At 59.4% G+C, this 13,455-nt stretch carries 14 protein-coding genes; 3 read left to right on the top strand and 11 right to left on the bottom strand.

The window, feature by feature from the left end:
• Positions 1–72: 72 nt before the first annotated feature.
• The 11 genes from AC6CIA_RS05255 to ffh all read right to left on the bottom strand — a co-directional run bounded on the left by AC6CIA_RS05255 (position 73) and on the right by ffh (position 9,559).
• Entirely contained in the window at positions 73–357 is a 285-nt protein-coding gene (locus AC6CIA_RS05255) for a DUF3509 domain-containing protein (protein WP_498310922.1), read from the bottom strand.
• A 270-nt stretch (positions 358–627) separates the two neighbouring features.
• On the bottom strand, positions 628–2,037 hold the full coding sequence (gene thrC, locus AC6CIA_RS05250; RefSeq protein ID WP_498310921.1) for a threonine synthase: 1,410 nt from the start codon (positions 2,035–2,037) through the stop codon (positions 628–630).
• A 102-nt stretch (positions 2,038–2,139) separates the two neighbouring features.
• Positions 2,140–3,444, bottom strand: a complete 1,305-nt coding sequence (locus AC6CIA_RS05245; RefSeq protein ID WP_498310920.1) for a homoserine dehydrogenase — start codon at positions 3,442–3,444, stop codon at positions 2,140–2,142.
• 127 nt (positions 3,445–3,571) lie between these two features.
• Positions 3,572–4,303 (bottom strand): thioredoxin fold domain-containing protein, encoded by a 732-nt coding sequence (locus tag AC6CIA_RS05240; RefSeq protein WP_339531656.1) that lies wholly within the window; start codon positions 4,301–4,303, stop codon positions 3,572–3,574.
• Positions 4,304–4,443: 140 nt separating this feature from the next.
• Positions 4,444–5,340: a site-specific tyrosine recombinase XerD gene (xerD, locus tag AC6CIA_RS05235; RefSeq protein WP_498310918.1), complete on the bottom strand. Its 897-nt coding sequence runs from the start codon at positions 5,338–5,340 to the stop codon at positions 4,444–4,446.
• 150 nt (positions 5,341–5,490) lie between these two features.
• Positions 5,491–5,904, bottom strand: coding sequence for an acyl-CoA thioesterase (locus AC6CIA_RS05230; protein WP_084377295.1), 414 nt, complete (start codon positions 5,902–5,904; stop codon positions 5,491–5,493).
• An 84-nt stretch (positions 5,905–5,988) separates the two neighbouring features.
• A complete protein-coding gene (gene rplS / locus AC6CIA_RS05225; protein WP_003175895.1) occupies positions 5,989–6,339 on the bottom strand; it encodes a 50S ribosomal protein L19 in 351 nt (116 codons plus the stop codon).
• A gap of 45 nt (positions 6,340–6,384) precedes the next feature.
• Entirely contained in the window at positions 6,385–7,158 is a 774-nt protein-coding gene (gene trmD, locus AC6CIA_RS05220) for a tRNA (guanosine(37)-N1)-methyltransferase TrmD (protein WP_498310917.1), read from the bottom strand.
• Positions 7,140–7,676 carry a ribosome maturation factor RimM gene (gene rimM / locus AC6CIA_RS05215; RefSeq protein WP_084377299.1) on the bottom strand — a complete coding sequence of 179 codons (537 nt, stop codon included), beginning with the start codon at positions 7,674–7,676 and terminating at the stop codon, positions 7,140–7,142. Before rimM ends, trmD begins: the two co-directional genes overlap by 19 nt.
• A 5-nt stretch (positions 7,677–7,681) precedes the next feature.
• Positions 7,682–7,933, bottom strand: coding sequence for a 30S ribosomal protein S16 (rpsP, locus tag AC6CIA_RS05210; protein WP_084377301.1), 252 nt, complete (start codon positions 7,931–7,933; stop codon positions 7,682–7,684).
• Positions 7,934–8,182: 249 nt separating this feature from the next.
• A complete protein-coding gene (gene ffh / locus AC6CIA_RS05205) occupies positions 8,183–9,559 on the bottom strand; it encodes a signal recognition particle protein (protein ID WP_498310916.1) in 1,377 nt (458 codons plus the stop codon).
• 234 nt (positions 9,560–9,793) lie between these two features.
• Here ffh and AC6CIA_RS05200 point away from each other — a divergent pair, with 234 nt between their 5' ends.
• From AC6CIA_RS05200 to AC6CIA_RS05190, 3 genes are all read left to right on the top strand, one after another.
• On the top strand, positions 9,794–10,606 hold the full coding sequence (locus AC6CIA_RS05200) for a cytochrome C assembly family protein (RefSeq protein WP_498310915.1): 813 nt from the start codon (positions 9,794–9,796) through the stop codon (positions 10,604–10,606).
• A gap of 12 nt (positions 10,607–10,618) precedes the next feature.
• Positions 10,619–11,857 (top strand): transporter associated domain-containing protein, encoded by a 1,239-nt coding sequence (locus AC6CIA_RS05195; protein ID WP_498310914.1) that lies wholly within the window; start codon positions 10,619–10,621, stop codon positions 11,855–11,857.
• 237 nt (positions 11,858–12,094) lie between these two features.
• Complete coding sequence (locus AC6CIA_RS05190; RefSeq protein ID WP_498310913.1) at positions 12,095–13,405, top strand: MFS transporter; 1,311 nt, start codon at positions 12,095–12,097, stop codon at positions 13,403–13,405.
• Positions 13,406–13,455: the final 50 nt, after the last annotated feature.

Below are 13,455 nucleotides of genomic sequence, written 5' to 3'. Positions count from 1 at the left end.
AGCACAATGCTTGATCCTGTTGTAAAAAATCAGACTGGCCTTGCTGTAGGAAGTTTCCCAATAAAAATAATTTCATGCGAGAACGCTGGCGCGGGTCTGGGCTGCATTGCGCAACGCTGCAATGACCGAAGGTTCCAGGCGTCCTTCAGCGATTTTAAGATCACGGTGCAGGCAATCCACCACGTCAACCCACTCGCGCTTGTCGACCAATTGCGCGCGATTGACTTCCCGTTCGACAACGATAGCGCCGGCCGGATTCTTCACGGTCACCAGACACTCACCCTGCACACCAGAGCTGGTCAGCGTAACCTGATAAGGGCTCAGCGCTTCACCGAGCAATAGGCTGATACTTTCCATCTCGATCACCACTTAATTGGAAAACAAAAATGTCGCCAAAGTGCAGACATTCAAGTGACCTTCGCGCACAGCAGAAAGTTCGCTTTATGACGCAGCACTGTGCTGAGTCAAACGAGCATGCACGGCGAAGATGACAGAGAGAAAACAGGCGTGGGAGAGGTCGCTGAAACCTTGAGCGGGGGCGCAAACCAGCCCCTCAAAACAAAAGGCTGTACAACCTTTGTGGTGAGGGGGCTTGCCCGGGGGTCTTGACTGAACAGGGTCTCGGAATCAGAGCGGCTTGCCGCGATTGCCGTGCTGACTGACAAAGGCCTGGACGGTGCCGAGGTCATTGGCCAAGACCGTGCAACGCTCCTCACGCTCGAACAGATCCGCCAGGTGCGACGGCAGTTCCAGGGCCTTGCCGACGCCGGCCTTTTCCACGGCTTCAGGGAATTTGACCGGGTGCGCGGTGCCGAGGACCACCATCGGGATGTCCAGGCTACGACGGCACTCACGCGCCGCCTTGACGCCAATGGCGGTGTGCGGGTCCAGCAGCTCGCCGGTCTGGGCGTAGACTTCAGCGATGGTTTCGCAGGTCTCGGCGTCGTCCACCGCCAGCGAGTCGAACAGCTTGCGGGTTTCGGTCCAGCGCTCTGGGTCGACGCTGAAACCACCACCTTGCTTGAAAGTGTCCATCAGGTCGGCCAGGGCCGCACCGTTGCGCCCGTGCATATCGAACAGCAGGCGTTCGAAATTCGACGAGACCATGATGTCCATCGACGGCGACAAGGTCGCGTGCAGGGTTTCCTTGACGTACTGATTACCGCTCATGAAACGGTGCAGGATGTCGTTGCGGTTGGTGGCGACGATCAACTGGTTGATCGGCAGGCCCATGTTGCGCGCCAGGTAACCGGCGAAGATATCGCCGAAGTTGCCGGTCGGCACCGAGAACGACACCGAACGCGCCGGGCCGCCCAACTGCAGGGCAGCGTGGAAGTAGTAGACGATCTGGGCCATGATCCGCGCCCAGTTGATCGAGTTCACCGCCACCAGGCGTGTGCCCTTGAGGAAACTCTGGTCGGCAAAGCTGGCCTTGACCATTTCCTGGCAGTCATCGAAGTTGCCTTCGATGGCGATATTGTGAATGTTCTCGCCAAAGAGGGTGGTCATCTGCCGGCGCTGCACTTCCGACACACGGTTATGCGGGTGCAGGATGAAGATGTCGACGTTTTCGCAGTGCTTGCAGCCTTCGATGGCCGCCGAGCCGGTATCACCGGAGGTGGCACCGATGATCACCACGCGCTCGCCGCGCTTCTCCAGCACGTAGTCGAGCAAACGACCGAGCAATTGCAGGGCGAAGTCCTTGAACGCCAGGGTCGGGCCGTGGAACAGCTCCAACACCCACTCGTTACCGTTCAGTTGACGCAACGGCGCGATGGCATTGTGGGAAAACACGCCGTACGTCTCTTCCAGGATCTTCTTGAAGTCCGCATCCGGAATACTGCCGGTGACGAACGGGCGCATGACCCGGAAGGCCAGCTCGTGGTATGGCAGGCCAGCCCAGGAGGCGATTTCCTCGTGGGTGAAACGTGGCAGGTTTTCCGGCACATACAGGCCGCCGTCCGTGGCAAGGCCTGCCAGCAGGACATCTTCGAAATTCAGGGCCGGTGCCTGGCCGCGGGTGCTGATATAGCGCATAGGGGCAAACCTTCGGTTTGGGCTGCAAGCTTCAAGTTGCAAGCTACAAGTTAAAGCGGTCGGCCTTGACTTGCAGCTTGAAGCTTGGCGCTTGCCGCTGAATTAATTCAAATGTTCGACGCGAATCCTTACGACCGGCCCAACCACGCCCTGCAGCGCTTCGAGGGCACGGATGGCATCGTTCATGTGCTGCTCCAGTACACGGTGGGTCAGCAGGATCATCGGGACCAGGCCGTCGTGTTCTTCGACTTCCTTCTGCATGATCGACTCGATATTGATCCCCCGCTCCGACAGGATGCTGGCTACTTGAGCCAACACGCCAGGGTGATCCTTGGCCTGGATGCGCAGGTAGTAGGAGCTTTCGCAGGCTTCGATCGGCAGGATCGGATGCGCCGACAGCGAATCCGGCTGGAAGGCCAGGTGCGGCACGCGGTTCTCCGGGTCGCTGGTCATGGCACGAACCACGTCCACCAGGTCGGCGACCACTGACGAAGCGGTGGGCTCCATGCCGGCGCCAGCGCCGTAGAACAGGGTCGAACCGGCCGCATCACCATTGACCATCACGGCATTCATCACGCCATTGACGTTGGCCAGCAGGCGGTCGGCCGGGATCAGCGTCGGGTGTACACGCAGCTCGATGCCGCTGGCGGTGCTGCGAGCCACGCCCAAGTGCTTGATGCGGTAGCCCAGGGCTTCGGCGTAGTTCACATCAGCAGTGGTCAGCTTGGTGATGCCTTCGGTGTAAGCCTTGTCGAACTGCAGCGGTATGCCAAAGGCGATGGAGGCCAGGATGGTCAACTTGTGGGCGGCGTCGATACCTTCGACGTCAAAGGTCGGATCGGCTTCCGCATAGCCCAGCGCCTGGGCTTCGGCCAGCACGTCTTCGAAGGTACGGCCTTTCTCGCGCATTTCGGTCAGGATGAAGTTACCGGTGCCGTTGATGATGCCGGCGACCCAATTGATGCGGTTGGCCGACAGACCTTCACGGATTGCCTTGATAACCGGAATGCCACCGGCAACAGCGGCCTCGAACGCAACGATCACGCCTTTCTCGCGAGCCCTGGCGAAGATTTCATTGCCATGTACGGCGATCAGCGCCTTGTTGGCCGTGACCACGTGCTTGCCGTTTTCGATGGCCTTGAGCACCAGCTCGCGGGCAACGGTGTAGCCGCCCACCAACTCGACGACGATATCGATTTCGGGGTTGGTGGCAACGTCGAAGACATCGTTGGTAATCGCAATACCGGTCGTCTGGAACTGAGGCTTTGGCGTACGCATGGCAATTTGAGCAACTTCAATCCCACGCCCTGCGCGGCGGGAAATTTCCTCGGCGTTACGCTGAAGTACGTTGAAGGTTCCGCCACCGACGGTCCCTAACCCACAGATGCCTACTTTGACCGGTTTCACTGAAGAACTCCCCATGAAACGGCCGACTCAAGGTCGGCCGTGGAAAACAGCCGCACAACTGCGGCTCACTATTGATGACCCGCCGGCTGGCTGGCGGATCAAGATCGTCAAGGCTTGACGATACTGCTTATTTGGCACCCAGCGCCAGTTTGGCGACTTGTGGGGCAGGCTGGTAGCCCGGAATGACCTGGCCGTCCGCCAAAACGATGGCCGGCGTACCGTTCACGCCAATGGACTGGCCCAGGGCGAACTGCTTGGAAACCGGATTGGCACACGCGGCCGCCTTGATTTCCTTGCCATCGACCATCTTGTCCATGGCCGCCTTCTTGTCAGCCGAGCACCAGACCGCTTGCAACTGTTTGTCACCCGGCGAACCCAGGCCCTGGCGCGGGAACGCCACGTAGCGGACTTCCACGCCCATTTTGTTCAGCTCAGGCACTTCGGCGTGCAGCTTGTGGCAATACGGGCAAGTGGTGTCGGTGAAGACGGTGATGTGGGTCTTGGTCTCGCCAATGGCCGGATACACCACGGTTTCGGCGACCGGAATCGCGTTGATCAGCTTGGACACACCCAGGCGTTCGGCTTTCTCGGTGAGATTGACCGGCTTGCCGTCTTTCAGCTGGAACAGGTAGCCCTGGACAATGTACTGGCCGTCGGCGCTGGCGTAGAGCACTCGGCTGCCCTTGAGCTTGACTTCATACAGGCCAGCCATGGGGCTGGCGCTGATGCTTTCTACCGGTGTTTCAAGCTGGAGGCTTTCCAGGCTCTTACGAATCGTCTGCTCGGCGGCATTATCGGCGACGGCGAAGGTTGAGGCCAACGCAATGGCTGCGGCGGCAAAAATCTGGGTCAAGCGCATGGAAACTCCTGAAGGCAGATGCAGGGACGAAGATCAGGACACCGGTGCGGGACGCGGGTCGGGAATGTCCCCTTTGCAAACCGGCAAAGCCTACCACAGTTGGGCGCAACGGCAGACGCCGGTGGGAAAATAGGCACGTTTCAGCCCCTCGGGTGATGCTTGGCATGCATCTCCTGCAAACGCGCGCGCGCCACATGGGTATAGATCTGGGTAGTGGACAAATCACTGTGCCCCAGCAGCATTTGCACCACCCGCAAATCCGCGCCGTGATTGAGCAGATGCGTGGCGAATGCATGGCGCAACGTGTGCGGAGACAGCGACTTGCCGATCCCGGCGACCTTGGCCTGATGCTTGATACGGTGCCAGAAGGTCTGGCGGGTCATCTGCTCGCCACGCTGGCTGGGAAACAGCACATCGCTCGGACGCCCGCCCAGCAACTCGCCGCGGGCATCGCGCATATAACGCTCAACCCAGACAATGGCCTCCTCGCCCATCGGCACCAACCGTTCTTTGCTGCCCTTGCCCATGACCCGCAACACGCCCTGGCGCAGGTTGACCTGTTCCAGGGTCAAGCTGATCAGTTCGGTCACCCGCAGCCCACAGGCGTACAGCACTTCAAGCATGGCGCGGTCGCGCTGACCGATGGCTTCACTCAGGTCGGGGGCGGCCAACAGGGCTTCGACGTCGGCCTCTGACAGGGACTTAGGCAAGGGCCTGCCCAGTTGCGGCATATCCACTTGTAAAGTGGGATCGACGGCGATCAACTTCTCCCTCAGCAAATAGCGATAAAAACCACGCACACCCGAGAGAAAACGCGCCGTAGAACGCGGCTTATAATTCTGCTCGAGGCGCCAGGCCAGATGGTCAAGAATCAATTCGCGACCGGCGTTGATCAGTTCCAGATGCTTTTCCTGAAGCCAACCGTTGAACAGGGCCAGGTCACTGCGATACGACTGGCGGGTGTTATCCGACAGGCCTTTTTCCAGCCACAGGGCGTCGAGGAAGCGGTCTATCAGCGGGTGATCGATGGCGGGCATGGGGACTCGGGCAGATGACTGGGGTGTCTGGTAGATCCTATCGCGAGCAAGCCCGCTCCCACACGGGTTTTGTGTCGTGCCCGTGTATCGCTGGCAACGATGATCAATGTGGGAGCGGCTTGCTCGCGATAGCCGCGACTCGATTTCAGATCAATCCACAAACCCAGGCAGCACCGGCACCGGCCGCTTGTCGGCATCAATCGCGACAAAGCTGAACACACCCTGGATCGCCTTCTCGCGGCCATCGGCACTCATGCTCTCGACAAACACTTCGACTTCGACCTTGAGGCTGGTATTGCCCACCTTGATTACCCGCCCGATCAACTCGACGATGGAGCCCGCGGGTATCGCATGATTGAAATCAATGCGGTCGGTAGAAACCGTGACCAGCGGCAAACGACAGAAACGTGTGGCGGCGATGAACGACACTTCATCCATCCACGCCAGGGCGGTGCCGCCGAACAAGGTGTTGTGATGGTTGGTGGTCGGCGGGAATACAGCTTTGGTGACGCGGGTGACTGAGAGATCGGTACGACGCTGGATCTCTTCGAGGCGGCTAGTCATGAACAAGTACCAGGGCAATGGGCAAATGACAGGCAACAAAAAAGCAGCCCGTAGGCTGCTTTTTTCTGCATCGGAACGCTGGACTTAAGCCAGTTTTTCCTTGATGCGCGCTGCTTTACCGGACAGGTCACGCAGGTAGTACAGCTTGGCTTTACGTACGTCACCGCGACGCTTGACGGCCATGCTGTCGATTTGCGGGCTGTAGGTCTGGAAAGTACGCTCTACGCCAACACCGTTGGAGATTTTACGAACAGTGAAAGCACTGTTCACACCACGGTTACGCTTGGCGATTACCACGCCTTCGAACGCCTGCAGACGCGAACGGTCGCCTTCCTTCACTTTCACCTGAACGACAATGGTGTCGCCCGGGGCAAAGGTAGGGATCTCTTTGGTCATCTGCTCTGCTTCGAGTGCAAGGATGATTTTGTTAGTCATGCTGTGCTCCTAAGGTAAGTCGTCGGACCTACCATCGATACGTTGTTAACTATCGTCCCGCGCGAGGATGTATTCCTCGAGCAGCTTCTTCTCTTCTCCAGAAAGCGAGCGGCTTTCCAGAAGATCGGCGCGTCGTTCATAGGTCCGACCAAGGGACTGCTGTAAACGCCAACGCCGGATGTGTGCGTGATTGCCACTTAGCAATACGTCGGGAACACGCTGATCCGCATACACCTCCGGTCGGGTGTAGTGCGGGCAATCCAGCAAACCATCCGTGAAGGAATCCTCCTCCGCAGAGTCCACATGCCCTAAAGCTCCAGGCAGCAGTCGTGTAACCGCATCTATCAGGACCATCGCCGGCAGCTCGCCGCCAGACAGGACATAGTCCCCAATCGACCACTCTTCATCGACATGAGCTTCAATAAAACGCTCGTCAATGCCTTCATAGCGACCGGCAATCAGGATCAGTGCTTCCTCATTCGCCAGTTCGCGTACCGCCGACTGATTCAGTTGACGGCCTTGAGGGGACAGGTAAATCACCTTCGCCTTCTCCCCGGCTGCTGCCTTGGCCTGAACCAGTGCATCTTCCAGGGGCTTGATCTTCATCACCATCCCCGGGCCACCGCCGAAGGGGCGATCGTCCACAGTGTGATGTCGATCTGTCGTGTAGTCTCGCGGATTCCAACAAGTCAGCTGCAAGAGCCCTTGTTTCACCGCCCGACTGGTGATGCCGTACTCGCTGATGGCGGAAAACATCTCGGGAAACAAACTGATCACTTCTACGCGCAAATTAGCCACGCTTAGAAGTCCGCATCCCATTCCACCTTCATCTCGCCCGCGACCAGGTCGACGGCCAACACACATTGCTCCGTATAGGGCAACAAGCGTTCGCGATCATCCAGGCTGCCAGCGCAAGGCTTGACCACCATTACATCATTGGCGCCGGTTTCCAGAAGATGATCGATTTTCCCCAGCAATTGCCCGAGTTGATCAATAACCTTCAGACCTTCCAGCTGGTACCAGTAGTACTCGCCGTCGGTCAATTCAGGGAACAGGCTGCGCGGCACGCAGATCTCATAACCGGCCAGAAGACGCGCTTCTTCACGATCATCAAGACCCTTGAGCTTTGCGACCAGGAACTTGTCGTTCCCGCGTCCGCTGACCAGCTCGACCTGTTTCACACTACCTTCGCGCTTGAGCGTCCAGGTCTTGTACTGCAACAGGTTTTCAGTTGGATCAGTAAAGGAATACACCTTCACTTCGCCGCGAACGCCGTGAACAGAGTAAATCTTGCCAATAACGATCAAATCATCAGCAATAGCAGGCGTCGCGTTCATATTGCTCAGGCCGCAGCCTTAGCAGCGTCCTTCAGCAACTGAGCAACGCGCTCAGAAGGTTGTGCACCAACGCTCAGCCAGTAGGCTACGCGCTCTTGGTTCACGGACAGACGGATTTCCTGACCACGGGCAACAGGGTTGAAGAAACCAACCTGTTCCTTGTGCGAACCGTCACGCGGGTTGCGGCTGTCGGTTACGGTCAAGTGGTAAAACGGGCGCTTTTTGGAGCCGCCAAGGGCAAGACGGATTGTTAGCATGTGAACATCGTTCCTGTAGTCGGTGCTGCAAATCTAAATGCACAGCGGGCGTAGGTGCCCGAAAGGCCGCATATTCTAAGGAATATCCGGACTTTTGCAAATGTCTTTTTCTGGCGCCTATCAGCGTGCCATTCAGATCTGCTATAGAGCCGTCGGTTAAAACGGCGAGTCAGCTCCCGCCGTGGGCGGGTTTGCTGGAGAGCCCACGTTGCCGTGGACAGCGCCGGCATGACTGCCGGCGCGAATTTTTTACATCTTCGGCATGCCGCGACCAGGCATCATTCCGCCCATGCCGCGCATCATTTTGGCCATACCGCCCTTGGCGGAGAACTTCTTCATCATCTTCTGCATCTGCTTGTGCTGCTTGATCAAGCGACCGATATCCTGCACCTGGGTGCCGGAACCCATGGCGATCCGACGTTTGCGCGAACCACTGATCAGCTCAGGGTCGCGGCGCTCGGCCGGGGTCATGGAATTGATGATGGCTTCCATCTGCTTGAACTGTTTCTCTGCCGCGCCCTGGGCATTGCCCATTTGCGCCAGGTTCACGCCACCGATGTTCGGCAGCTTGTCCATCAAGCCTCCAAGCCCCCCCATGTTCTTCATTTGCTGCAACTGATCACGGAAGTCTTCGAGGTCGAAGCCCTTGCCCTTCTTCAGTTTCTTGGCCAGCTTGTCGGCCTTGTCCTTGTCGAGCGTCTGTTCGGCCTGCTCGATCAGGCTGAGCACGTCGCCCATGCCGAGGATACGCGAGGCGATCCGCTCGGGATGGAACGGCTCGAGCGCTTCGCTCTTCTCACCCATACCGATGAATTTGATCGGTTTGCCAGTGATCGCACGTACCGACAATGCGGCACCACCACGGGCATCACCGTCGACCTTGGTCAGGATCACACCCGTCAATGGCAGCGCATCACCGAACGCCTTGGCGGTGTTGGCCGCATCCTGGCCGGTCATGGCGTCGACCACGAACAGCGTCTCGACCGGGTTGATCGCGGCATGCAGCGCCTTGATCTCGCCCATCATCTCGTCATCGATATGCAGGCGACCGGCGGTATCGACGATGACCACGTCGATGAACTTCAGCTTCGCTTCTTTAATAGCAGCGTTGGCAATGTCGACCGGTTTCTGGCTCAGATCGGACGGAAAGAAGGTCACGCCGATTTCGCCGGCAAGCATTTCCAACTGCTTGATGGCCGCCGGACGGTAAACGTCGGCCGAAACCACCATCACCGTTTTTTTCTTGCGCTCTTTAAGGAAGCGCGCGAGTTTGCCGGCGGTAGTGGTTTTACCCGCGCCCTGCAAACCGGCCATCAGTACGACCGCCGGCGGCACGGCGCTGAGGTTCAGGTCTTCGTTGGCCGCGCCCATCAGGCTTTCGAGTTCGGCCTGGACGACCTTCACAAAGGCCTGGCCCGGCGTCAGGCTGCGGGACACTTCGGTGCCGACCGCACGCTCCTTGACCGAGTTGACGAAGTCCTTGACCACAGGCAAGGCCACGTCGGCTTCCAGCAATGCCATGCGCACTTCGCGCAGGGTATCTTTAATATTGTCCTCGGTCAGCTTGGCCTTGCCGGTGACATGGCGCAGCGTCTGCGAGAGACGGTCAGTCAGATTTTCAAACATGCGCGATCCTTTCAGGCCCTATTCATCGAAATGCAATGGTAGACCGAGGTAATGGCGGCCCAGGCTGTGATAAATCGCTATTAAAAACAGCGCTTGGCGAGCCTGCGGCGTGGGCAGGTCGCGGATTATAGCGAAGACTGCCGTCATGCACACCCGCTGTCTGGCCCGGTGGTCTTTCGTGGAACGCAGGTGTATGCCAAACTCAGCGGCTTTCGGGCTTGCCTAACAGGACTTATGCTCTCTTTGCCACCCAGTTTGCTACCCAGTCTCGCCGCCGCATTCTTGTACGCCGCTGCGACCCTCTATCAGGGTACCCGTCTTGCCCAACGCACCAGAGCGGACAAACGCCTGCTGGCAGGTCTTGGCGTCTTCGCCCTGATCGCACACACCGCCAGCCTGTTTACCCACCTGATGACGCCGGTCGGCCTGGGCCTGGACTTTTTCAGCGCCGCCAGCCTGATCGCCGCCGCGGTGATTGCCCTGACACTGCTGGCCTGCACGCGCATCCCGGTGGAAAACCTGCTATTGCTGCTCTTTCCCCTGGGAATGCTGACGGTGCTGCTGGCGCAATTCGCCCCCACCGGCACGGTACAGGTGATCGATGAAGAGCCGGGCATCCTGGCGCATATCCTGTTGTCGATCCTGGCCTACGGCATGTTCACCATCGCGGTGTTCCAGGCCTTGCTGTTGCTCCTGCAGGATCACCAGCTCAAGCACAAGCACCCGTCCGGGCTGATCAAGAACTTCCCGCCGCTGCAAACCATGGAAAGCCTGCTGTTCGGCTTCCTCTGGGCCGGTTGGAGCCTGCTCTCGCTGTCGCTGATTTCCGGCTGGCTGTTCGTCGAAAACCTGTTCGCCCAGCACCTGGTCCACAAGACGCTGCTGGCATGCCTGGCCTGGATAGTGTTCAGCGTGCTGCTGTGGGGTCGCAACCGCCTGGGCTGGCGCGGACACAAAGCAATCCGCTGGACCCTGGCCGGTTTCTGCTTGCTGATGCTGGCGTATTTCGGCAGCAAGCTGGTCCGCGAATTCATCCTGCATATCTGACGGACCGCGATCATGCACAATTTGCCCCTGGAGCCGATGTTCGCGGTAGTGGCCCTGCTGGTTTTATGGTCGGCGCTGTTTACCGCCATCGAAGCCGCCCAACACCATCTGCTGGCCCTGCGCCCCGGTACACGCCAGGGCGACAAAGCCGCGGCCCGGCTGAACTTTCCCCGCAACAGCCTGATTCTGTGCAACACCCTGTGCCGCGCCGTGGTGGTGATTCTCTGCACCCTGCTGGCGATCTATGCCTGGGCCGAAAACGGTCCGTGGCTTGGTTGGCTGATTTCCAGCGCCACTTTGCTGATACTGGCCGACTATTTGCCTCGCACCCTCGCCACCCGATATCCCCAAACGGTGCTGGGCTTTGGCAATACGTTGCTGGCGGTACCCTTGAAGATCCTCTACCCGCTGGCCTGGCTGCTCAACGGCGTCAGCCTGTTGCTGTTGCGTCCGTTTGCGCGCAGATCCGGGATCGTCAAACAGAGTGACGAGCCGCAGCCTGATCACGCTGACGAACAGGCATCGGACGCGGCCGAAAACCGCATGCAAGGCTTGCCGGGCATCCATGCCCTGGACAACATCACGGTCAACGACATTCTGGTGCCGCGCAGCGAAGTGGACGGCATCAACCTCGACGACAGGCTCGAGAACATCCTTGAACAACTGCGCAGCAACCAGCGCACGCGCCTGCCGGTGTTCCACAGCGACATCAATCAGGTCGAGGCGGTACTTAACACCCGGCAGGTCCAACATCTGCTGCCGGATGCCAGCCTGACCAAGGAAGCCCTGCTCGCGGCCTGCCATGAACCGTATTTCGTCCCGGAAAGCACACCGCTGCAACTGCAATTGCTGAACTTCCACAAACAGCAACGCCGCCTGGGCATGGTGGTGGACGAATACGGCGAAGTGCTGGGCATCGTCACCCTGGAAGACATTCTCGAAGAGATCGTCGGCGAATTTGAAAGCGAGCAAAGCCTGGACAATCCGCTCATCCAGCCGCAGCCGGATGGCCGCTACGTGATTGACGGTGCCGTATCGATTCGCGAACTGAACAAATGCCTGGGCTGGCACCTGCCCAGCGACGGCCCCAAGACCCTGAATGGGCTGGCGACCGAAGCGCTGGAGACCATTCCGGACTGCGCGGTATGCGTGAAAATTGGCCGTTACCGCCTGGAAATCCTTGAAACCGAGGACAACCGGGTGAGCAAGGTGCTGATCTGGCATACCGGCACGCTGCCGATGGCGGTTTAGACCAAAGATCCGTGCCCGAGGCCTTGTTTGATCTTCGGCGCCCTTCCTATAATCCCGCAGGCTTACCCAAGCCCCGCCCGACCGCGTGCTACCCGCACTGAGCGCGTCCAGGCAGTGCTTTATCGTGTCTGACCGGTACGCTCCGATCCCGAGCCGCCCCGCGCACTACCCTGATCCATGGGTGTTCGACCAATAATAATTCGCGCCAAGCGCGCAACGACCATCAGGGGTACGTCAATGAGCACCACCTATAACGAGGCCGCATCCGCCGCGCCGCTCAACTCGACCCGCCGTGTTGCAACCGCGAGCATTGTCGGCACCGCCATCGAGTTCTACGACTTCTATATCTACGCCACGGCCGCCGCACTGGTGATCGGCCCGGTGTTTTTCCCGCAAACTTCCGGCACCGCGCAGATGCTCGCGGCGTTCCTGACCTTTGGTATCGCCTTTATCGCCCGGCCATTGGGCTCGGCACTGTTCGGCCACTTCGGTGACCGGATCGGGCGCAAATCGACGCTCGTGGCGTCCTTGCTGCTGATGGGCGTCTGTACCACGCTGATCGGCTTGCTGCCGGGCTACGACACCATCGGCGCCTGGGCGCCGATCCTGCTTTGCGTGCTGCGCTTTGGCCAAGGCCTCGGGCTGGGCGGGGAATGGGGTGGCGCGGCGTTGCTGGCGACCGAAAACGCACCGAAGGGCAAACGCGCCTGGTTCGGTATGTTTCCGCAGTTGGGGCCCTCCATTGGTTTTCTCGCCGCCAACGGCCTGTTCCTGATTCTGGCCATGAGCCTGAGCGACGAGCAATTCCGTAGCTGGGGCTGGCGCATTCCGTTCCTGCTCAGTGCCGCGCTGGTCATGGTCGGCCTGTACGCACGACTGAAACTGCACGAAACCCCGGTATTCGCCAACGCCGTCGCCAAGCAGAAGCCGGTGAAAGTGCCGCTGGTGGAGCTGTTCAGCCAACACTGGATGCCAGTATTGCTGGGCGCGGCGGCGATGGTGGTGTGCTATGCACTGTTCTATATCACCACCGCATTTTCCCTGAGCTACGGCGTGACAACACTGGGCTACAGCCGCGAAACCTTCCTCGGCCTGCTGTGCTTTGCGGTGTTGTTCATGGGGGCGGCGACGCCGCTGGCGGCCTGGGCCAGTGACCGTTATGGTCGCAAACCGGTGCTGATCACCGGCGCGGTGCTGGCCATTCTCTCGGGTTTCACCATGGAACCGTTGCTGACCCACGGCTCGACCTGGGCGGTGGCGCTGTTCCTGTGCCTCGAACTGTTCCTGATGGGCGTGACCTTCGCACCAATGGGCGCGCTGCTGCCGGAGTTGTTCCCGACCCGCGTGCGATATACCGGCGCGTCAGCGGCGTATAACCTGGGCGGGATTGTCGGCGCATCGGCGGCACCGTTCTTCGCGACCAAGCTGGTGGCGATGGGTGGCCTGAGTTATGTCGGCGGGTATGTATCGGCGGCAGCGCTGTTGAGCCTGATTGCAGTGCTGTGCCTGAAAGAGACGCGGGATAATGATTTGAATCGCGTCGCCTGATAGATCGCTATCGCGAGCAAGCCCGCTCCCACATTGGATCATCGTTGCCA

It is taken from the genome of Pseudomonas sp. GQ91, assembly GCF_059758795.1.
This window is presented reverse-complemented; position numbering and strand designations above follow the sequence as displayed.